At 72.6% G+C, this 19,335-nt stretch carries 20 protein-coding genes and 1 pseudogene; 10 read left to right on the plus strand and 11 right to left on the minus strand.

The genetic code is table 11. The features are described 5' to 3' along the window. Positions 1-4: 4 nt before the first annotated feature. The 3 genes from GXW83_RS14230 to GXW83_RS14240 form a co-directional block, all read right to left on the minus strand. Entirely contained in the window at positions 5-286 is a 282-nt protein-coding gene (locus GXW83_RS14230) for a DUF6479 family protein (protein ID WP_182443430.1), read from the minus strand. A gap of 148 nt (positions 287-434) precedes the next feature. Beyond that, complete coding sequence (locus GXW83_RS14235) at positions 435-986, minus strand: hemerythrin domain-containing protein (RefSeq protein WP_182443431.1); 552 nt, start codon at positions 984-986, stop codon at positions 435-437. Positions 987-1,083: 97 nt separating this feature from the next. Beyond that, entirely contained in the window at positions 1,084-3,138 is a 2,055-nt protein-coding gene (locus tag GXW83_RS14240; RefSeq protein ID WP_182447304.1) for a SpoIIE family protein phosphatase, read from the minus strand. Between the two features lie 213 nt (positions 3,139-3,351). Here GXW83_RS14240 and GXW83_RS14245 point away from each other — a divergent pair, with 213 nt between their 5' ends. Then, positions 3,352-3,510, plus strand: coding sequence for a hydrophobic protein (locus GXW83_RS14245; protein ID WP_182443432.1), 159 nt, complete (start codon positions 3,352-3,354; stop codon positions 3,508-3,510). A gap of 105 nt (positions 3,511-3,615) precedes the next feature. Here the strand turns inward: GXW83_RS14245 and GXW83_RS14250 are convergent, their stop codons facing one another. Further along, positions 3,616-4,095, minus strand: a complete 480-nt coding sequence (locus tag GXW83_RS14250; protein ID WP_182443433.1) for an STAS domain-containing protein — start codon at positions 4,093-4,095, stop codon at positions 3,616-3,618. A gap of 127 nt (positions 4,096-4,222) precedes the next feature. Here GXW83_RS14250 and GXW83_RS14255 point away from each other — a divergent pair, with 127 nt between their 5' ends. Both GXW83_RS14255 and GXW83_RS14260 read left to right on the plus strand, forming a co-directional pair. Further along, on the plus strand, positions 4,223-4,585 hold the full coding sequence (locus GXW83_RS14255) for a helix-turn-helix domain-containing protein (RefSeq protein ID WP_182443434.1): 363 nt from the start codon (positions 4,223-4,225) through the stop codon (positions 4,583-4,585). A gap of 70 nt (positions 4,586-4,655) precedes the next feature. After that, positions 4,656-6,203, plus strand: coding sequence for a CYTH and CHAD domain-containing protein (locus GXW83_RS14260; RefSeq protein WP_182443435.1), 1,548 nt, complete (start codon positions 4,656-4,658; stop codon positions 6,201-6,203). A 27-nt stretch (positions 6,204-6,230) separates the two neighbouring features. On the opposite strand, the gene GXW83_RS14265 is transcribed toward GXW83_RS14260, so the two are convergent. After that, complete coding sequence (locus GXW83_RS14265) at positions 6,231-6,674, minus strand: DUF5709 domain-containing protein (RefSeq protein ID WP_182443436.1); 444 nt, start codon at positions 6,672-6,674, stop codon at positions 6,231-6,233. A 96-nt stretch (positions 6,675-6,770) separates the two neighbouring features. After that, positions 6,771-7,703 carry an NADP-dependent oxidoreductase gene (locus tag GXW83_RS14270; protein ID WP_182443437.1) on the minus strand — a complete coding sequence of 311 codons (933 nt, stop codon included), beginning with the start codon at positions 7,701-7,703 and terminating at the stop codon, positions 6,771-6,773. 274 nt (positions 7,704-7,977) lie between these two features. Between GXW83_RS14270 and GXW83_RS14275 the strand changes: the two genes are divergently transcribed. After that, positions 7,978-8,493, plus strand: a complete 516-nt coding sequence (locus GXW83_RS14275) for a DUF6328 family protein (protein ID WP_182443438.1) — start codon at positions 7,978-7,980, stop codon at positions 8,491-8,493. Here GXW83_RS14275 and GXW83_RS14280 read toward each other — a convergent pair. From GXW83_RS14280 to GXW83_RS14290, 3 genes and pseudogenes are all read right to left on the minus strand, one after another. Further along, complete coding sequence (locus tag GXW83_RS14280; RefSeq protein WP_182443439.1) at positions 8,483-10,426, minus strand: YhgE/Pip family protein; 1,944 nt, start codon at positions 10,424-10,426, stop codon at positions 8,483-8,485. The two genes, GXW83_RS14275 and GXW83_RS14280, sit on opposite strands and share 11 nt — an antisense overlap. Next, positions 10,423-11,148 carry an ATP-binding cassette domain-containing protein gene (locus tag GXW83_RS14285; RefSeq protein ID WP_182443440.1) on the minus strand — a complete coding sequence of 242 codons (726 nt, stop codon included), beginning with the start codon at positions 11,146-11,148 and terminating at the stop codon, positions 10,423-10,425. Before GXW83_RS14285 ends, GXW83_RS14280 begins: the two co-directional genes overlap by 4 nt. An 87-nt stretch (positions 11,149-11,235) precedes the next feature. Continuing rightward, positions 11,236-12,266: pseudogene (locus GXW83_RS14290) on the minus strand (Rv2578c family radical SAM protein). 462 nt (positions 12,267-12,728) lie between these two features. On the opposite strand from GXW83_RS14290, the gene GXW83_RS14295 reads away from it, so the two are divergent. Further along, complete coding sequence (locus tag GXW83_RS14295; RefSeq protein ID WP_182443441.1) at positions 12,729-12,890, plus strand: hypothetical protein; 162 nt, start codon at positions 12,729-12,731, stop codon at positions 12,888-12,890. Between the two features lie 30 nt (positions 12,891-12,920). Here GXW83_RS14295 and GXW83_RS14300 read toward each other — a convergent pair whose 3' ends face one another. Next, a complete protein-coding gene (locus GXW83_RS14300; protein WP_182443442.1) occupies positions 12,921-13,277 on the minus strand; it encodes a PRC-barrel domain-containing protein in 357 nt (118 codons plus the stop codon). 190 nt (positions 13,278-13,467) lie between these two features. Between GXW83_RS14300 and GXW83_RS14305 the strand changes: the two genes are divergently transcribed. The 3 genes from GXW83_RS14305 to GXW83_RS14315 all read left to right on the plus strand — a co-directional run bounded on the left by GXW83_RS14305 (position 13,468) and on the right by GXW83_RS14315 (position 16,186). Then, on the plus strand, positions 13,468-13,851 hold the full coding sequence (locus GXW83_RS14305; protein ID WP_182443443.1) for a TraR/DksA C4-type zinc finger protein: 384 nt from the start codon (positions 13,468-13,470) through the stop codon (positions 13,849-13,851). 148 nt (positions 13,852-13,999) lie between these two features. Then, on the plus strand, positions 14,000-14,353 hold the full coding sequence (locus tag GXW83_RS14310) for a PRC-barrel domain containing protein (protein ID WP_182443444.1): 354 nt from the start codon (positions 14,000-14,002) through the stop codon (positions 14,351-14,353). A gap of 339 nt (positions 14,354-14,692) precedes the next feature. Continuing rightward, positions 14,693-16,186, plus strand: a complete 1,494-nt coding sequence (locus GXW83_RS14315) for a malectin domain-containing carbohydrate-binding protein (protein WP_182443445.1) — start codon at positions 14,693-14,695, stop codon at positions 16,184-16,186. 102 nt (positions 16,187-16,288) lie between these two features. Here GXW83_RS14315 and GXW83_RS14320 read toward each other — a convergent pair whose 3' ends face one another. Beyond that, complete coding sequence (locus GXW83_RS14320) at positions 16,289-16,681, minus strand: hypothetical protein (protein WP_182443446.1); 393 nt, start codon at positions 16,679-16,681, stop codon at positions 16,289-16,291. A 389-nt stretch (positions 16,682-17,070) separates the two neighbouring features. Between GXW83_RS14320 and GXW83_RS14325 the strand changes: the two genes are divergently transcribed. Together GXW83_RS14325 and GXW83_RS14330 are read left to right on the plus strand one after the other, a co-directional pair. Beyond that, positions 17,071-17,832: a DeoR/GlpR family DNA-binding transcription regulator gene (locus GXW83_RS14325; RefSeq protein WP_182443447.1), complete on the plus strand. Its 762-nt coding sequence runs from the start codon at positions 17,071-17,073 to the stop codon at positions 17,830-17,832. A 117-nt stretch (positions 17,833-17,949) separates the two neighbouring features. Beyond that, on the plus strand, positions 17,950-19,320 hold the full coding sequence (locus tag GXW83_RS14330) for an ABC transporter substrate-binding protein (RefSeq protein ID WP_182443448.1): 1,371 nt from the start codon (positions 17,950-17,952) through the stop codon (positions 19,318-19,320). Positions 19,321-19,335: the final 15 nt, after the last annotated feature.

The raw sequence follows: 19,335 nt of genomic DNA on the forward strand, positions 1-19,335 counted from the left end.
CGGGTCAGGTCCGGTCGTCGTCGGGACGGGTCGGGCCCCCACGGGGCGACTCGCCGGGCGTGGACGCCGGTGTGGACCACGAACCGCTGTCCGGGCGGCGGGCCTCCTGCGGCGGCCGTTCGGCCGAAGGGGTGAGCGGCGGCGGCTCCTTCTCCTTGCGGCGCGCTCCCCAGACGAACGCCGTGATCAGCGCGGCCACCACGACGATCCCGGCGACGAGGGCGATCGCGCCCGCCGATCCGATGCTCCCGGCCGCTGTCTGCACGTATGTCATGGAGGTAGTCATGGCGATCGCCTGCCCCGTCCCTCTGCTCCCATGGGTTTCTCCGGGATCTTCTTCGGCGCGCCGACAGGCCGAGGGCCGTCGGCCTGCGGCTCACGCCGACCGACGGCCCTCGGCCGTCCGTTCTGTGCTCCGCCCGGGGGCGGCCCGGTCACAGGGCGTCGCGGGCCTTGTCCACCATGGCGGCGAAGGGGCCCACGACCTTCTGCGCGGTGGGCGATCCGGCGGCCGACGCGTGCGGGTGCGTGGGGGCCTTGTCCTCGGCCTTCAGCAGGCGGCGGCCCATCTCCTGCCGCTCCTGCGGGGAGCAGTGCTCGCGTACCGCCGGGAACTCCTCGCGCTCCTCGTGCTCCGCGTGGGCCAGCACGGCCTTCTGGAACTCGGCGAACTTGGCCGCGAACTCCGCCCCGTCGACGTCCAGCTTCTCCAGCTCGGCGAGGACCTTGTTGGCCTCCTTCTCCTCCGCGTTGCGGGCGTCGGCCTCCTGCTCGCCTGCGGCCTTCTCCGCCACCGGCCGCAGGACGATCTCCTCACCGATCTCGTGGACGGCCAGGAGCTGCCGCAGCTCGTCGAAGCGCTCCTGCCGGGCCTGGCCGGTAGCGGCTTCCACCTGCGCGAACAGGTTCTTCACCCGGGCGTGCTGCCCGAGCAGTACCGCGATGACGTCCGGGTCCGTTGTGGCGGGACCGACAACCTGAGTCATGCCGTGCCTCCCAAGAGTGGGTCGAGTGCTTGCCGACGGTGCGCGTACCCCCGGCGACGCTCAGCACACAACCTGTCGTCCGAGCCGGGGCGCTCGGTCAGGGTTCGAGCGCGTCGGCGCGGGCCACCAGGACGGCTATGTCGTCGTGCGCGCCGGTGCTGCCCAGCTCGCGGACCATGTGGTCGCACAGCTCCTCGGCCGAGGCGCCGTCGGCCTCGGCCAGGGTCTGCACCAGGACGGCCAGGCGCTGTTCGATGTCGGCGTCACGGGTCTCCACCAGGCCGTCGGTGTACATGACCAGGGCGTCCCCGGGGCGGAAGTCGAAGTCCGCGGCGACCGCGGACAGGCCGCCGACGCCCAGCGGCGGCGCGGGGGCGACGTCCACCACCTCGGGGCTGCGCCCCGGGCGCAGCAGCACCGGCGGCAGATGGCCCGCGCTGGCCAGGCAGCAGCGGGCGGTGCGCGGGTCGTAGACGCCGTACATGCAGGTGGCGATGGACTGGCCGAGGTTCTCGGTGATGGTGTCCAGGTGCCGCAGCAGCTCGCCGGGCGGCAGGTCCAGCGGCGCCAGCGTCGCCAGCGCGGTCCGCAGACGGCCCATGGTGGCGGCGGCGGGGATGCCACTGCCCATCACGTCGCCGACGGTGAGGGCGGTCTTGCCGCCGGGCAGGGTGATCGCGTCGTACCAGTCCCCGCCGATCTCGTCCGCGGCGTCGGCGGGCAGGTAGCGGGAGGCCAGGGTCAGCCCCGGCATGCGGTTGGGCGGGCGGGGGAGCAGGCTGCGCTGGAGCGTGAGCGCGGTGTCGCGCGCGTGCTGGTACCAGCGGGCGTTGTCGATGGCCACGGCGGCGCGGGCGGCGAGGTCGGTGGCGAGGAGCAGATCGTCCCCGTCGAAGGCCTGGGCGTTGCGGAAGCGCTTCAGGTCGAGCACGCCCAGGATCTCGCCCCGGGCGACCAGCGGCACCGCGAGGTAGGTGTGCACCCCGACCCGGGCCAGGGTCTCGGCGGAGTCCGCGTCGCGGGCGATGCAGGCCAGATCGCCCGGGCCGATCCGGGCGATGTGCACCGGCTGCCCGGTGCGGACGCACCGGGTGACCAGCCGGTCCGACCCGTAGCGGGCTATCTCGCCGGCCTGGTCGGCCGCGGCCAGGGCCTCGGTCGGCACGGCGGCGGCGACCGCCAGCGCCCGGAACAGGGCGCCGCCCTCGGCGTCCGGACCGGCGTGCCGCCCGGGGATGACGGAGTCCAGCACGTCCACCGCCGCGATGTCGGCCAGGCCGGCCACCGCCACGTCGGCGAGTTCGGCGGCGGTCTGGTACAGGTCCAGGGCGGTGCCGATGCGGGCCGAGGCGTCCGCGATGACCGCCAGCCGGTGCTGGGCGCGCTGGGCCGCCGCCGCGGCCAGGTGCTGCTCGGTGATGTCGACGACGGACACGGCCAGGCCAAGGACGCTGTCACCCGGGTCCTCCAGCCGGTAGTAGGAGGCCGACAGGGCCAGCACGCCGTGCCGGCCCAGGCGCGTGTGGCCGAGCGAGCGCTGGTCCAGCACGGGCGTGCCGGTGGTCAGCACCTGCCGCATGGTGTCCTCGATGGCCTCGGTGTCCAGGAACGGCAGCACCTCGCCCAGCCGCTTGCCGGGGTGCGCCTCGGCCCGCAGGCCGTTGATCCGGGCCAGCGCCTGGTTGACCGAGACGTAGCGCAGGTCGTGGTCGAAGACGGCCAGCCCGATGGGGGACTGGTCGATCAGCTTGACGGCCAGCGCGCGCTCGCGCTCGACGGTGCGCACGGTGTACTGGTCGGCGGCCAGCGCCAGCACGAACGGCCGTCCCTGCTCGTTCTCCAGGCCCATGTCGCGGAACTCCACCAGCCGGGTGGTCCCGTTCTTGTGCCGGATCGGGAAGACACCCGCCCAGGTGCCGTGGTGGTCCATGATCTGCGCGAAGACGCTGGAGACGCGATCCTGGTGCTCGGGGTCGGCCAGCAGGCTGATCGCGTGGCGGCCCAGGGCCTCCTCGGCGGTGTACCCGAACAGGCCCTCCGCCTCCGGGCTCCACAGCACTATCCGGCCGTGCGGGTCCAGCACCACCGCCGCCACCGCAAGCCGGTCCAGGAGCGTGCCGGGCGCCCCGGCCGCCGACTGAGCGGGATGCATGCGGTCCACCAGCGACTCCCTGCTCTCCCGGGACGGACGGTCCCCGGGCCGACGCGGATGCGGTGCGGCCGGTACGACCGAATTGCCCAGATCTGTTGACTATCTGCCCGTTCGTTGGCATCCCAATCGGTACCGGTGCCGGTCCGGCGGCAGATCGGCTGCATGACCGCCGTGCGCGGGGGCAGACGCGTCTCAACGAAGGAGGATGACGGCATGGGTGCATTGCTGCTGGTTCTGTTGCTGGCTCTGATTCTGGGCGGTGTGGGCTTCGCGGTCCACATCCTGTGGTGGGTCGCGCTGGTGGTGCTGGTTCTGTGGATACTCGGGTTCGTCTTCCGCGGGTCGGGCGGGGGCCGCTGGTACCGCTGGTAGGCAGACCGTCCACATGCCCGGGGGCCACCGCATGCGGTGGCCCCCGGGCATGTCGTGCTGTGGGGCCCCGACCCGGCCAGTCAGGCCCGCCCGCCCCGGTCCCGGCTAGACCGGGCCGCCGCCGGTGCTGCGCCCGGTCACCGGCTGACCCTGCTCCGGCTGCTCCGCGCGGTCGGCCCCGCCCCGGGGGTCGGGGCGGCCGATGGCGAAGAGGTGCGCGACGCCGCTGATCTCCAGCAGCCGCAGCACGGCCGGGCCGGCGGCCACGATGCACAGGCTGCCGCCACGGGCCAGCTGCCGCTCCCGGGCGGCCATCAGCACCCGCAGGCCGGAGCAGTCGCAGAAGGTGACCTCCCGCAGGTCCAGCTCGAGCGGCTGTCCGGCCGGGCAGCGGGACGCGGTGACGGCGATGAGCTGCTGAAGCGCCGGCGCGCAGTCCAGGTCGAGGTCGCCGCCGACGGCCACGGCGGGGGAGCCCGTCCCGGAGCGGACGACGCGCATGCTCACGGCGTCGCCGTCGGAACCGGCCCGGCAGCCGGCCAGGGAGGTGAGGAGGGCACGCCGATCGGGGTCTGTACGGCACATGGTTGCTCCTTGGCGTCCAGGAGGTTCCGTCATCGATCGTGCGGTCGGACAGTGCACCTGTCGCGCAACGCCTGAAGCATAGTACGCGTCTCTTGATACGTGAATCGCAGATCGTATGATGGTGGGCATGGAGTCTGTACGGCAGCCGCGCATGGCGTGGACCTTCCTCACCAACCACGCGCGGGTGCTCTCGCTGGTCGCCCGGGATCCCGGCGCCCGGCTGCGCGACGTCGCCGAGGTGTGCGGGCTGACCGAGCGGGCGGTGCAGGCCATCGTGGCCGACCTGGAGGGCGCCGGATACCTGGAGCGCTCGCGCGTCGGCCGCCGCAACCACTACCGGGTGGTGCCCGACGCCCTGCTCCGGCACCCGGCGGAGGCCGGTCTGCCGGTCGGCGCGCTGCTGGAGGTGCTGGCCCACAGCCGGGGCCCCCGCGCCGTCCCCCGTACCGACCCCGCAACCGGCCTCCGGCAGGACCTGCCGGGAGCGTGAGGGCACGGGCGCCGGGTAGGCGCTGAGCGGAGGGGACGAAGCAGCTCTCAGCGCCGAGAGGAGTCGTACGGTGACGGCAAGCCACCTGGAGCACGAGAGGACGTTCGACGGCGGATCGGATGCGGTCCTGCCCGACCTCAGCGGGCTCCCCGGGATCAGAACCGTGGAACCGGCCGGTTCGGAGGAGCTGGACGCGGTCTACTACGACACCGCCGACCACCGCCTCCTGGCCCACCACATCACCCTGCGCCGCCGCACCGGCGGCCACGACGCCGGCTGGCACCTCAAGCTGCCCGAGGGCACCGACCGCCGACGGGAGGTACAGCTCCCGGTGGACGCGGGCGGCGCCCCCGACCACGTCCCGGCCGACCTGGAGCTGCGGGTCCGTGCGTACGCCCGGGGCCAGTCCCTCGGTCCGGTGGCCCGGCTGCACACGCACCGGCACCGCCGGCTGCTGCTCGACGGGGCGGGCAGCCCGATGGCCGAGATCGCCGAGGACACCGTCAGCGCGCGCGTACCCGAGCGCTCCCGCGGCTCCGAGATCGTCGTGCTGCGCGAGTGGCGCGAGGTGGAGGCCGAGCTGCACGAGGGCGATGTGGCCCTGCTGGACGCCCTGGAGGAGCGCTTCGTCGACGCCGGGCTGTCCCGGGCGGCCGTGCCCTCGAAGCTGGCCCGCGCGCTCAGGGACGACGCCGACGCACCGGTGGTCGCCGCAGCTGCGGCGGCGCCCGAGCATCCGGCCTCGGTCGGGGACATGCTCACCGCCCAGGTCGCCGGGCAGGTGGCCGCCGTGCTGGACCTGGACGGTGCGGTACGCCGGGACCGGCCCGACGCCGTCCACCAGATGCGGATCGCCGTGCGCAGGCTCCGCAGCACGCTCCGGGCCCACCGGCGCTCGCTGGACCGGGCCACGGCCGACGCCATGGCCGGGGAGCTGCGCTGGCTGGGGCACTGCCTGGGCGACGCCCGCGACAGCGAGGTCCTCGGCAAGCAGCTGGCGGCCCAGGCCAAGGACCTGCCCAAGGCGGCCCGCCCGGGCCCCGTACGGCACCGGATCGCGGTCTGGTCCGCCGAGCGCCGCCGGGAGGCCCGCATCCCGCTGGACGCCGCCCTGGACAGCGCCCGCTACTACCAGCTGCTCACCGCTTTGGAGAGCCTGGCCGCCGCCCCCGTGGCCGCGTCCGCGGCGGACCGAGGGGCGCGCAAGGAGGTGCGGCGCGTGCTCACCCGCGAGCAGAAGCGCGTGGCCGCGCGCATGGACGCGGCGCAGGCCCTGCCGCCGGGGGAGGAACGCGACGGCGCCCTGCACGCCGCCCGCCGGGCCGCCAAGCGGGCGCGCTACGTGGGCGAGGCGGCGGAGGCCGTCGTCGGCAGGAAGGCGCACCGCTTCGCCAAACGGATGAAGGCGGTGCAGTCCGTGCTGGGCGACCGGCAGGACGCGGTGCTGGCGCGCCGGGCCCTGCCCGGGCTCGCGGCCGTCGCCCACGCCCACGGCGAGCAGGGCTTCGGCTACGGCGTGCTCTACGCCGCCCAGCAGTCCGTGCTGAGCCGGACCGATGCCGAACTCCCGGAGCGCTGGGCGGCCGCCGGCCGCCGCAGGCTCACCCGCAGCATCTGACCGCCCAGCACCGCAGTCGGAGAGGGATCAGCCGCCGTCCGGAGTGATGTGGACGGCGGCTTCCTCCGCCGAGGCCGCGGAGCCGTCGATGCCGACGTCGGTGCCCACCATGCCGTCGTGCTCCTCGTGCGCGCCCTCGCCGGGGGAGAGCAGCCGCCCCGAGCGCCGGTCCCCGACGTAGCCGTCGTCGTCCCCCGGGTCGTCGTCCTGCTCCGTGGCCTGGTTGTCGTCCGGCACCTCCTCGGCGAGGCGCTGGTCCAGGCTCTCGCCGCGCTGCTGCTCGTCCGCGGTGATGCCGTAGTGCTCCACGCCCCGCGGCCGCTCGGGCGGGGAGTACCCCTCGTCGAGGGCCTGGTCCACGCCGCGGTCCAGCAGCGAGTCCTCGGGGTCCAGAAGGCCCACGTCGTCCTGCTCCTCCTCGGTGGGGTCGGGCTGGTAGACCTCGTCGCCCCAGGCGTCGTCGTCGCTCATGGTGTGCCTCCTCGGCTCTGTACGCCGGTGTCGGGTGTTCGCGTTCCAGGTGTTCGGGTGCCCGGTGTCCGTGTGTCGGGGCGGGCGGGGTCGGGCTCAGGCGACGGTCACGACCACCTTGCCGCGGGTGTGGCCCTCGGCGTTGAAGCGCTGGGCGTCGGCGGCCCGCTCCAGGGGGAAGGTGGCGGCGATGTCGACCCGCAGGCGTCCGTCGTCGGCGAGGGCCGCCAGCGCGTCCAGGTCGTGCCGGTCGGGGCGGACGAACACGTAGCGCCCGCCCCGGGCGGCGACCGCCGGATCGATGGTGGAGGCCACGCGGCCGTGGCCGCCGTCGCGGAGCAGGCCGAACGACGCCTCCAGCGCCTCGCCCCCGACCAGGTCGAGCACGGCGTCCACACCCTCGGGCGCATGACCGCGCACCGCCTCGGCCAGACCGTCGCCGTACGGCACCGGTTCGGCTCCGAGCGAGCGCAGGTAGGCGTGGTTGGCCTCGCTCGCGGTGCCGATCACCCGCGCGCCCAGCGTCCGGGCGATCTGCACGGCGAACGACCCCACACCGCCCGAGGCCGCGTGGACCAGCAGCGTCTCGCCGGACCGCAGTTCCAGGCCCCGGTTCAGCGCCTGGTAGGCGGTGAGGCCGGCCAGGGGGACGCCCGCCGCCTGCTCGAAGGAGAGCCCGGCGGGCTTGTGCGCCAGGGTGCGCAGCGGCGCGGACACGTACTCGGCGAAGGTGCCCCGGCCGACCAGATCCTCACGCACATAGCCGAAGACCTCGTCGCCGGGGGAGAACTCGATCACCGCGGGCCCGACCTTCTCGACCACCCCGGCCACGTCCCAGCCGGGCACGACCGGGAAGACCACGTCCATGATCGCGTCCATGGCCCCCGACTGCAGCTTCCAGTCCACCGGGTTGACCGCCGCCGCCTTCACCCTGACCAGGACGGAGTCGGGGCCGACCTTGGGATCGGGGCGCTCGCCGTACTCCAGCGCCTCCGGGCCGCCGTACGCGCGGTAGCTGACCGCCTTCATCCGGCCGCCCCCGTCCGCACCGCGCCTGCGGGCGGCAGCCCGCTCCTGCCGGACGCTGCGAGCTGATCCGCCATACGTTCCTCGCCTCCCTGGAGCTGTCCTGCGGGTGGACCCGCTCATGCGGCTACCCGAAGCAAAAACGGGCAAACGACACCGTTCCCCGGCTGGACCTGCGATAACGGGAGCGGCGGTTGCGGGTTTTCTGCCCGGGTAGCCGAAGATCAGAAGCTGCGACGCGGCACGGTGCGGCAGAGCGGGGGCGAGGAGAGCCTGGATGAACGGCGCGAACGAGCAGGGCGGCGGCCCGGGCAGGCACGAGACGCCCGAGGAGCGGGCAGACCGGCTGTGGACCGAGATGCTGCAGGAGGTCCGGGTCTGCCAGACCGGTGCCCAGATCCTCTTCGGATTCCTGCTCAGCGTCGCCTTCACGCCCCGGTTCGCCGGGCTGGGCGGCTTCGACAAGGGCCTGTACGTGGTCACCATGGTCCTCGGCGCCTGCGCCACGGGCGCCCTGATCGCCCCGGTCGCGTTCCACCGCTTCTTCACCGGCCACGACCTGAAGCCGGAACTGATCAAGGTCGGCGCACGGCTGATCACCATGGGCCTGTGTCTGCTGGGCCTGACCATCGGTACCGCCCTGCTGCTCCTGCTCCGCGTCGCCACCGGAAACGACGCCCTGGCCTGGGCCATCGCCGGCGCCGTTTTGGCCTGGTTCCTGGTCGGCTGGCTGTTGCTCCCCTACAGCGTGCTCCGCAACGCCGAACGCCGGCAGCGCCGGGCTAGAGGCTGACGTCGGGGTGCAGCCGGGCGACGGTCCAGACCCGCTGGCGGCGCACGGTCAGGGCGGTGAGGCCGACGAACGCGAGGGTGAAGCCCAGCAGGACCACGGCGTCCCTGGCCAGGCTCGCCGTGGAGCCGCCGGAGATGGTGACCCGGAGCCCGTCGATCAGGTAGGTCATCGGCAGCAGCCCGTGCACGGTCTGGAAGAACACCGGTTCGGTGGGCATCGGGTAGAGCCCGCCGGAGGCGGTGAGCTGGAGGATCAGCAGCACCAGGGACAGCACGTCGCCGGGGACGCCCAGGGTGGTCCGCAGGCAGTGGTCGACCGCGGTGAACGCGCCCGCGGCCAGGAGCAGCAGGCCGATGGTGGCCCAGGGGTGGATCGGGTCCAGCCCCAGCGTGACGTCCACGACGCCGAAGAGGACCACCGCCGCGACGCCGCCGAGGGAGGCGGCCGGAAGCCAGCCGGCGGCGGCCACGGTCAGGGCGTTCACCCGGTTGGCCATGGCCCGCAGGTTCACCGGGCGCAGCAGGAGGTAGGCGAAGAGGCCGAACACCCACAGGGCGATGCCGAAGAAGAACGGCGCCATGCCGCGGCCGTACACCTTGGCCGGGTGCAGGTTGGTGTCGGTGATGTTCACCGGCGAGCCCAGGACGTCGGCCGCGCGGGCGGTGTCCTGCGGGCTGGTGGGGGGAATCCGTTGCAGGGCCTGGTTGATGGTGCCGGAGAGGCTGGAGGCGCCGCTGTGGGCCTCGTCGGCGGCGCTGTTGAAACTCTGCGCGCCCTGGCTGAGCGTGCCCAGGCCCTTGCTGACCGTCGCGGCGCCGTCGGCCACCTGCGCCGTACCGGAGTCGGCGAGGTTCAACGCGCCCTGGGCGGTCAGAACTTGGCCTTGGACGGCGTTGGCGGCGCTCTGCACGCTGTCGGCCTGGGTCAGCGCCTGCTGGGCGTTGGCCGCCGCGGTGGCGGCCTGGCCGTCGAGACGGCCGGCGGTGGCGTCGAGGTTCTTGGCGTCCTTGAGGGCGTTCTGGTAGAGCGGGTCGTCGGCCAGGCCGGGATGGGCGTCGGCCAGGGCGGTCAGGTCGGTGACGGCCTTGGAAGTCGCCTGGTGGACCTGGCCGGTGGCGCTGTGGATGTCGTCCAGGCCCTGCGCGGCCAGCCCGGCGGCATTCACCAACGTCGCTGCGGCGGTGGGCAGTTGCTGGGCCGCGCTCTGGTCCAGGCTGTTGAACAGGCCGTTGAGCTTGTCGGCTGCCTGGGAGATCTGGTCGGCGCCGGCGGCGGTCTGCGCGGCCCCGCTCTGCAGGTCGCCCGTTCCGGAGACCAGTGCGGCGCTGCCCTGGCGGGCCGTCTGCGTGGATGCGACCAGCAGGTCCGCCGCCCTGGAGGCGGTGTCCAGTTGCGAGCGCACGGTGGAGAGTTCGCCGTAGATGCTGCGCACGTAGGCGGCGTGGGCGGCGGAGTCGACCTGGTCCTGGAGCTTGGACTGCACCACCTCGGTCATGATCCCGGCGATGTAGTTGTTGGCGTCGTTCAGTTGCAGCGTGATGCCGGCCCGCTCGGGGGCGGAGGTGCCGGCCGTGGCCAGGTCGCTGCTGAAGTCGGCCGGGATGGTGACGGTGAAGTAGTAGCGGTTGTGCCGCAGCCCGTCCCTGGCCTGGGCCGCGCTCACGAAGTTCCAGTCGAACGTCGGTGTGGCCTTGAGCTGTTGGACGAGCTGGCTGCCCGCGTCGACCGGCTGGCCCTGCGGCCCCTCGGCCGGGCGGTCCTGGTCGACCACCGCGACCGGGATGCGCTCGGTCTTGCCGTACGGATCCCAGTTGGCCCACAGGTACATGGCGCCGTAGAGCAGCGGGATCAGGCACAGCAGCAGTGGGACGAGGCGGCGCATGGGGCCGCGGAAGCGCCGCAGTTCGAGCCAGGCGAGTCGGAACACGGTCATTCGGCGATCGCCTTCCTCGGTTCTGCGGTGACGACCGGCGGCAGCCGGTGGGCGTCCGTGGTGACGGCGGGCGGCAGCCGGTGGGCGCTGAGCTGCGGAAGGCTTACCAGCTCGACGGGTTCGCCCTGCGGCGGGGGCTCCTGGAGCGCGCCGGCCAGCACGGTGCAGCCCTGCTCATGGGCCAGGGCCACCGCCTGCCAGGCCTGTCGGCGCTGCTCGTCGGTGCACCCGGCGTCGACGTCGTCGATGACGAGAGCGGCCGGCCGCCCGGCGAGGGCCAGCGCCAGCGCCAGCCGGGTCTGGTCCAGCGCGGTCAACTCCTCGACCAGCAGCCGCTCGTCCAGCTCCAGCCCGACGGCGGACGCGGCGTCGCGGATGCCCTGGCGGGTCACCGCCCGGGAGGTCCAGCACCGTTCGGACATCAGCTCGCCGACCCGGAGCCTCTCCTCCAGGGCGACGGCGGGCTCGGCGCGGGCCACGGTGACCAGGGCGGCGGCCTTCCGCGCCTGCGAGGGGACGGTGTAGGGCCCGATCCGGACCGTTCCGGCGTTCAGGCGCATCCGCCCGGACAGGGCCAACAGCAGCGAGGTGCGCCCGGACCGTGCGGTCCCGTGCACCACCAGCAGGCCGCCCGGGGGCACCTGGACGTCCACGTTCTCGAAGACCGGTCCCCGGGCCCCGCGCACGCTCAGACCGCGTGCGGCTATCTCGACACCATCCACCTACCAAGGAGTAACCCGGAATCGGCATCCCAATCCCGCTGTGACCGCGTTCACATGGCGCCCGGGCGCGGCCGCTCGCCGTCGGGGTCAGATCAGGCGGAGCTGCGCGGGCCCGTCGGACTCCCCGGGCGCCTCGTCGGGCGGCGGTTGCGGCGCCGCGCCGGGGCGGCCGAGCCGGGCGGGGGCCATGCCGTGCTCTGCGGCCAACTCGCTTACCTGGCGGGTGATGCGGCGCTGGTACCAGTCGGGGGCGTAGGGGCCGCGGCGGTAGAGCGCTTCGTAGCGGCCGACCAGCGCCGGGTGGTGCTCGGCGAGCCACTGGAAGTACCACTCGCGGGCGCCGGGCCGCAGATGCAGGACGAGCGGGGTGACCGAGGTCGCGCCGCTGGCGGCGACGGCGCGGACGGTGGCGCTCAACTGCTCGGGGAGTCGGAGAGGTAGGGCAGGATGGGCGCCATCAGCACGGCGCAGGGTATGCCGTGGCCGGTGAGCGTGCGGCAGACCTCCAGGCGCTTGTCGGGGGAGGGGGTGCCGGGTTCCACGCTGCGCCACAGGCCGTGGTCGGTGAAGCCGACGGAGACGGCGGTGGAGACCTCGGCGACCTGCGCGGCCTGTACCAGGATCGGCAGGTCGCGCAGGATGAGCGAGCCCTTGGTCAGGATGGAGAACGGGTTGGCCCGGTCCCGCAGTGCGCTCAGGATGCCGGGCATCAGCCGGTAGCGGCCCTCGGCCCGCTGGTAGCAGTCGACGTTGGTGCCCATGGCGATGCGCTCGCCCCGCCAGCGCGGCGCGGCCAGCTCGCGCCGCAGCAGTTCCACGGCGTTGACCTTGACGACGATCTGGCTGTCGAAGTCCCGCCCGGTGTCCAGGTCCAGATAGCTGTGGGTCTTGCGGGCGAAGCAGTAGACGCAGGCGTGGCTGCACCCCCGGTAGGGGTTGATCGTCCATTCGAACGGCACGTGGGAGTCGCCGGGAACCCGGTTGATGATCGACCGGGCGCGTATCTCGTGGAAGGTGATGCCGCGGAACTCCGGGGTGTCGAAGGTGCGGGTGACCGCGTCCAGGCCGAAGAGCGCCGGCGCGGTGCTGCTGTCGGCGCCGAGGTTCTGCCAGCGCATGCCGCCTCCTCGGGGGTGTGGTGGGGACCGTTGTCGCTTCAGAATAGAACATGTGAGCGAATTCGGTTACCCGGGACCGGTTCGGCTTCGCACCGTTGCGGCGGCGGCGCCTGGGTAGGCGTCGGCCATCGGTCGAGGCGAGGGGTGGACATGGCGTGCGGCAAACGCGGGAGCAGTCACGGGCTGGGGCATGTTCTGGGGCACATGATCTTGCTGATCTGCCTGGTCGGCGCGCCTGTGGCCGCCACCCACGCGGCCGGGCCGGGCCACGCCCCCCGCACGGGGGCTCCGGCCCTCGGCGCCGCTCCGTCCGGCGGCGCGCCGACGAGATGACGCGCCGACAAGATGATCAGCGTTTTATTGCGGTTTTTCCGTTTCTGCCCCGCTAGGGTCTGAGCTGAGCGGGCAGACGTACCTCACTGGGCACCGTGTTCGGAGGCGCCGCAGCCCGGAGGAGGCACCATGGCGGTCGTTCTGTTCATCCTGCTGGTCGCGGTCGTCTGCGGATTCCTCGGCGCCATCATCAAGGGCCTGCTCTGGCTCCTGGTGATCGGCTGCGTGCTCTTCGTGGCCGCGCTCGTCTACGGCGGCATCAGGCTGGGGCGGCGCGACGTCCGGCGCTAGCCGCCGACCGGCCGCCGGTCGCCGACCGGCCTAGCGGCGGGCCAGCCGCCGCTCCCCGGCCGCGCCGGTCTCGTAGGCCAGCTCGTAGTGCGCGAAGATCGCCGCCTCGTCCTCCACGGGCAGCACGTCGTCCGTCCCCATCGCCGGGGCGTCCTTCACCAGGGCCCGGGGATACTGCACCTGCAGGTAGCCCGGGCCCACGCGGGCCCCGGCCAGGGGTGCGAACACCAGCCGGTGCCGGGTCGGCAGCCCGATCGTGACGGTGGCGAAGGCGGGCTCGTCGGTGGCGGTGTCCACGTACACGGACTCCAGGGCGCCGATCTTCTTCTTGTCCACGTCGACCACGTCGTGGCCGCGGTACTCACGGATGTCATTCGCTTCGAACACCGCTTCAGCCTCTCGCGTGCATGCCGACCACCGGGAAGGGCGAGCCTCCAGCCTCGGTGGCGCGGAGGGCTCGGGCGCGGCAGGCGCGCCGCGCCGAACGGATGACATGCGGGCGGACGCTGAGGGGCCGCTGTGGGCGCTGTGGGGCCGCGAGGGAATGTCCGCCCGGTGCGCCCGCGTTAGTGCGGTGATGAGCGGTTCGTCCCGCAATACCCGTCCTTCCCGTTCCCCGGCCCCCGGGCCCGAGCGCGCCCGGGAGCTGCTGCTGGCCGAGCGCGCCGGAGCGAGCGCGCAGATCGCCGTGCTGAGCCGCGACTACGACGGCATCGTCGAGGCGAACGCGCTGGTGGCCAACGACGACGAACACGATCCGGAGGGATCGAGCACCGCCTTCGAGCGCGCCCATGTGGCCGCGCTGCTGGCCCGCGCCGAGGAGCAGCTGGGCGAGGTGGACCGCGCCCTGGAGCGGCTGGCGAGCGGCGGGTACGGGCGCTGCGAGCGCTGCGGCGAGCCGATCCCCGCGGAACGCCTGGAGGCCCGCCCGGCGGCGCGCACCTGCGTGCCCTGCAGCTGACGGCACGGCTGCGGGGCGGCCCTGCCGTGCACCCCGGGCGTCCGCAGGGTTCCGCCGATCCGCCCGGCATGGGCGCGCGGATCAGGGACAGGCGACCCGTGGGGAGGCTTCCGGCCTCCGATCGGCTGACAGAGAAGAGGGTGTTTCCGTGGAGAACGGCATGTGGGGCTACCAGGACAACGCGGGCTACCAGGCGGGCACCGACCTGACCGGCTTCAAGGTCGAGGCCACCGACGGCCACATCGGCAAGGTCGACAAGTACTCCGAGGACGTCGGCGCCGGGTACATCGTCGTGGACACCGGCGTGTGGATCTTCGGCAAGCAGGTGCTGCTCCCGGCCGGAACCATCACCCTGATCGACACCGTCAACGAGACCATCCAGGTCGGCCGCACCAAGGAGGAGATCAAGAACTCCCCCGAGTTCGACAAGGAGAAGCACGTCGCCGACCCGACCTACCACGAGCAGGTCGGCACCTACTACGGCATCGCCGGCATGCACTGACCTGCCGGGCCGGGCGACCGGCGCCAGGGGCCGCCTCCGCGCAGCGCGCGGAGGCGGCCTTTCTGTGTGCCCCGGACCAACTGCCGGGCCGGGCGCCGGGTTTGTCCCGCAACCGGGCAGATGCGGACAAGTTCGCACCCTGCGCCGCTACTTGACAGTGTGTTACGCGGGCGTGACCATCTCATGTGTTACGCGGGCGTGACCATCTCATCAAGAGAGCGCTCTCCGGATCAGGGCCGCCGTCGACGGAGGCCAACCCACCCGAACAACGAGATCAGCGGAGGGAATTCCGTGATCGCCAATTCAGCCAGTACCAGGCGACACCGAGGCTTGGGGAGTGTGCTGCTCATCGCCCTCGTGCTGGGCCTCATCGGCGCCGCCCCGGCGTGGGCCGGCGGGCCCGCCCGCGCGGCGGCGGCCGCAACCAACGCCGGCGGGGTGAGCATCGACTCCGGCGGGGCGGGCGACCAGACCTTCGCTGCGGACGAGTACTACAGCGGTGGTACGGCGGGGGTGAACGCGTCCGGGTCGAACGGTTTCACCACCTTCAAGACGGTGGCGCACCCGATTCCGCAGGCGGACTGGAACTCGTTCCGCTCGTCCGCCTCGACGTACCAGATCCCCGGCCTCACCGTGGGCGGGGTCTACCAGGTGCGGCTGTACTTCCTGGACTGGCAGAACACCCAGGTCGGCAAGCGCGTCTTCGATGTCGACGTCAACGGCGCCCCGGCGCTGGAGAACTTCGACGCCGTGCAGGCGGCGGGCGACGCGGGCGGCGACGGCACGTACATCGGGGTGGAGGAGGACGTCAACGAGACGGCCGACGCCAACGGTGACATCACCGTGCAGTTCCTGCCGGGCCCGGTCGGCCAACCGCTGGTCAACGCCATCGCGTTGGCACCGGTGGCGGTGAACGCCCAAGGCGTCTCGGTCGACTCCGGCGGTCAGGGCGACAGCGGGGGCGCGGTCCCGGCCGGGGCAGCGCTGCCCGAGACCGGCTGGGTGGCCACCGCGAACACCAGCTCGGCCCCCGGTGACGCCCCGCAGAACGCGATCAGCGGCAACACCGGCGCCCGCTTCAGCTCCGACGCCGACCAGTCCTTCGGCATGTGGTGGCAGGCGGACATGGGCTCGACGCAGAGCTTCGACGAGGTCGAGCTGGACTCCGGCGGCTTCAACGCCGACTACGCCCGCGGCTACCAGGTCGAGGTCTCCAACGACGGCACGACCTTCACCACCGTCTCCACCGACACCGGCACCGGCTCGCCGGAGACCGCCGTCTTCGCCCCGCAGACGGCGCGCTACCTGCGGATCGTGCTGACCGACAGCGTCAGGACCAACTGGTGGTCACTGGTCGACGTCACGGTCGACAGCAGCGGTTCGGGTGGCAGCGGATTCGCTGCGGACGAGTACTACAGCGGTGGTACGGCGGGGGTGAACGCGTCCGGGTCGAACGGTTTCACCACCTTCAAGACGGTGGCGCACCCGATTCCGCAGGCGGACTGGAACTCGTTCCGCTCGTCCGCCTCGACGTACCAGATCCCCGATCTCACCGCCGGTGGCGTCTACCAGGTGCGGCTGTACTTCCTGGACTGGCAGAACACCCAGGTCGGCAAGCGCGTCTTCGACGTCGACGTCAACGGCGCCCCGGCGCTGACCGGTTTCGACATCGTGCAGGCGGCGGGCAATGCGGGCGGCGACGGCACGTACATCGGGGTGGAGGAGGACGTCAACGCGACCGCCGACGCCAACGGTGACGTCACCGTGCAGTTCCTGCCGGGATCGGCGGGCCAGCCGCTGGTCAACGCCGTCGCGCTGGTACCGGCCGGCTGAACTCCGGCGCCGGTGGCCCGGACACGCACAACGTCCGGGCCACCGGCGGCTGTTGCCCGGCCCGTGGTGTGCGCCGGACGGTCCTGGCCGGCCCTGGCGGGGTCATGGGGTGGAGCTGGGCACGGGGGAGCCGAACTCGGCGTCCGGTGCCATCCCCAGGACCCTCTCCAGCTCGCGGGTGCGCTCCTGAAGGATGAAGGCCCGCTCCCGGCGTTCGGCGGGGGTCAGCGGCGGACGGGCCGTGATGGCCAACTTGCAGAAGCGGTAGGCCAGGCAGGCGGGAAGCGCCACCGGCCACAGCAGCCCGGCGAGCAGGGCGAGCGCGGTCGCGTGCTCCTGGTCGTGCGAGCGGAAGTACTCGGCGCAGCTGCGCCCGCCCCGGGGCCCGGACCGGGTGATGAGAGCCGTCCGCTGTATCCCGTACACCTGTCGGGCCACGGCCAGCGAGCACAGCACGTAGGCGACGAGGGCTACCAGTACATACCAGCCGAACATGTGATGCGGCCTCCCAATCCTGCGTACCGTGCCCGGGCTGCGGGCGGTTGCGTTCTCCGCGCGTTGGAACCGGCGCGCTGGGGTTGACAGTCAGGAAACTGAAGTGGCTGACGCGTACCCGGCGCCCCCGGGGGCAAACTCCGCCGCGATCGGCGCATCCCACAGCATCCGGGCAGGGATCGCCCGCAACCAGGCCCGGGCCGCCCGGGCAGGGACGCCGCGGGCCGCCCCGGCGCTGCGACTCCCCCCCTCCGGATCCGGGCACGATCGGCCAATCTGTTGCCCGTAATGGGGCACCACCCGGCTCGGGGAGGACGGTATAAATCTCTCGCGGGCACATTCGGGCTTCGGATGCCCGAATGTCTGACGAGGGATCAGGGCGGTTGTTCATGAGGGCAGAAGAGCGGCAGCGCCGTATCCTCCTCCTGGCCCGCCAGGAGGGGAGCGTCGAAGTCGCGGTCGCGGCAGCCGACTTCGGGGTCGCGCTGGAGACCATCCGGCGGGATCTCAACGAACTGGAGCGCAGGGGGCTGGTCCGCCGTACCCACGGCGGCGCCTATCCCGTCGAGAGCGCGGGCTTCGAGACCAATCTGGCCCAGCGGGTCACGCTCCACGTGGAGAACAAGCGCCGTATCGCCGCCGAGGCGGTGGGCCTGCTCGGCGACGCGGAGACCGTGTTCGTGGACGAGGGCTACACGCCGCAGATCCTCGCCGCGCTGCTGCCCACCGACCGGCCGCTGACCATCGTCACCGCCTCGCTGTCCACCGCGGCCGCCATCGCCGACTCCAGCAACACCACCGTGCTGCTGCTGGGCGGCAGGGTGCGGGCGCGCACCCTGGCGACCGTCGGCTCCTGGGCCTGCGCGATGCTCTCGGGTTTCGTCATCGACCTGGCCTACCTGGGGTCGAACGGCATCTCCCGGGAGTTCGGCCTCACCACACCCGACCCGGTGGTGGCGGACGTCAAGGCCAAGGCACTGGAAGTGTCACGGAGACGGATCTTCATGGGGGACCACAGCAAGTTCGGCGCCAGCAGTTTCTGCCGCTTCGCCGAGGTCTCCGACTTCGAGGCGATCGTCACCGACACCGGACTGTCCAGTGCCGAAGCCCAGCGCTACTCCCTGATGGGCCCCCACGTCATCCGGGTCTGACGCCCCCACACCACCACCCGTACGGCGCCGTTGCGACGCGCGCCCAGCCGACCATGCCCGCAGCGGGCCCCTCCCGGCCCGCTCCCCGTGAACCGACCGAGGACCGAAGGAAACACCATGCCACCCAGCAACTCCCTCCTGCGCAGAACCGCTCCGATCGGGGCCGTGGTGCTCTGCGGCGCCCTGCTGGCCGCCTGCAGCGGCGCCGGCGGCTCCGCCGGGACCGCCTCCGGCTCGTCGGACTCCATCAACGTGCTGATGGTCAACAACCAGCAGATGCTGGACCTGCAGAAGCTGACGGCCCAGTACTTCACCAAGTCCACCGGCATCAAGGTCAACTTCACCGTGCTGCCCGAGGACGACGTGCGGGACAAGGTCACCCAGGACTTCTCCAGCCAGGCCGGGCAGTACGACGTGGCGACCATCAGCAACTACGAGACGCCGTTCTTCGCCAAGGACGGCTGGCTGTCCCCGCTCAGCTCGGACGCCCGGTCCGACACGGCCTTCGACCAGAGCGACATCCTGCCCAACATCCAGCAGTCGCTGACCTACAAGGGCCAGATCTACGCCGAGCCCTTCTACGGCGAGTCGTCCTTCCTGATGTACCGCAAGGACGTCTTCGCGGCCAAGCACCTGACCATGCCGGCCCACCCGACCTGGCAGCAGGTCGCCGCCCTGGCGGCCGAGGCCGACGGCGCCCAGTCCGGGATGAAGGGCATATGCCTGCGCGGCCAGCCCGGCTGGGGCGAGGTGATCGCGCCGCTGACGACCGTGGTGAACACCATGGGCGGCACCTGGTTCAACGACAACTGGCAGGCCCAGCTGACCAGTCCGGCGTTCGAGCAGGCCACCGAGTTCTACGTCGACCTGGTCCGCGCCCACGGCGAGGCCGGCGCCGCCCAGGACGGCTTCACCGAGTGCCTGAACGACATGGAGCAGAGCAAGGTCGCCATGTGGTACGACGCCACCTCCGCGGCCGGCTCGCTGGAGGGCAAGGGCTCGCCGGTGGCCGGGAAGATCGGCTACGTGCCCGCCCCGGTCGACCAGACCAAGAGCTCCGGCTGGCTGTACACCTGGGCCTGGGGCATCCAGAAGGCGAGCAAGCACCAGACCGACGCCTGGAAGTTCGTCTCCTGGGCGTCCAGCAAGCAGTACGAGGACCTGGTCGGCACGACCCTCGGCTGGGCGTCCGTCCCGGCCGGCAAGCGCGCCTCGACCTACTCCGACCCCGGCTACCTGAGCGCGGCCTCCGCCTTCGCCGGGCCCACCCTGACCGCGCTGAACGCCGCCAACCCGCAGGACCCGGGCGTGCAGCCGCGGCCCGCCCCGGGCATCCAGTTCGTGGGCATCCCCGAGTTCGAGGACCTGGGCACCCAGGTCTCGCAGCTGATCAGCGACGCCATCGCCGGGCAGATCAGCGTGGGCACGGCGCTGAAGAACAGCCAGGCCCTGGCCGCGAAGGTCGGCGCCCGGTATGCGGGCCACTGACGACACCAGAAGGCA

The sequence above is a fragment of the Streptacidiphilus sp. PB12-B1b genome, from assembly GCF_014084125.1.
Lineage (GTDB): Bacteria > Actinomycetota > Actinomycetes > Streptomycetales > Streptomycetaceae > Streptacidiphilus.

Bases quoted from the DNA above. Each gene is read 5' to 3' on its own strand.
- GXW83_RS14230 (WP_182443430.1), bottom strand. From the start codon at position 286: ATGACTACCTCCATGACATACGTGCAGACAGCGGCCGGGAGCATCGGA.
- GXW83_RS14235 (WP_182443431.1), bottom strand. From the start codon at position 986: ATGACTCAGGTTGTCGGTCCCGCCACAACGGACCCGGACGTCATCGCG.
- GXW83_RS14240 (WP_182447304.1), bottom strand. From the start codon at position 3,138: ATGCATCCCGCTCAGTCGGCGGCCGGGGCGCCCGGCACGCTCCTGGAC.
- GXW83_RS14245 (WP_182443432.1), top strand. From the start codon at position 3,352: ATGGGTGCATTGCTGCTGGTTCTGTTGCTGGCTCTGATTCTGGGCGGT.
- GXW83_RS14250 (WP_182443433.1), bottom strand. From the start codon at position 4,095: ATGTGCCGTACAGACCCCGATCGGCGTGCCCTCCTCACCTCCCTGGCC.
- GXW83_RS14255 (WP_182443434.1), top strand. From the start codon at position 4,223: ATGGAGTCTGTACGGCAGCCGCGCATGGCGTGGACCTTCCTCACCAAC.
- GXW83_RS14265 (WP_182443436.1), bottom strand. From the start codon at position 6,674: ATGAGCGACGACGACGCCTGGGGCGACGAGGTCTACCAGCCCGACCCC.
- GXW83_RS14270 (WP_182443437.1), bottom strand. From the start codon at position 7,703: ATGAAGGCGGTCAGCTACCGCGCGTACGGCGGCCCGGAGGCGCTGGAG.
- GXW83_RS14275 (WP_182443438.1), top strand. From the start codon at position 7,978: ATGAACGGCGCGAACGAGCAGGGCGGCGGCCCGGGCAGGCACGAGACG.
- GXW83_RS14280 (WP_182443439.1), bottom strand. From the start codon at position 10,426: ATGACCGTGTTCCGACTCGCCTGGCTCGAACTGCGGCGCTTCCGCGGC.
- GXW83_RS14295 (WP_182443441.1), top strand. From the start codon at position 12,729: ATGGCGGTCGTTCTGTTCATCCTGCTGGTCGCGGTCGTCTGCGGATTC.
- GXW83_RS14305 (WP_182443443.1), top strand. From the start codon at position 13,468: ATGAGCGGTTCGTCCCGCAATACCCGTCCTTCCCGTTCCCCGGCCCCC.
- GXW83_RS14320 (WP_182443446.1), bottom strand. From the start codon at position 16,681: ATGTTCGGCTGGTATGTACTGGTAGCCCTCGTCGCCTACGTGCTGTGC.
- GXW83_RS14325 (WP_182443447.1), top strand. From the start codon at position 17,071: ATGAGGGCAGAAGAGCGGCAGCGCCGTATCCTCCTCCTGGCCCGCCAG.
- GXW83_RS14330 (WP_182443448.1), top strand. From the start codon at position 17,950: ATGCCACCCAGCAACTCCCTCCTGCGCAGAACCGCTCCGATCGGGGCC.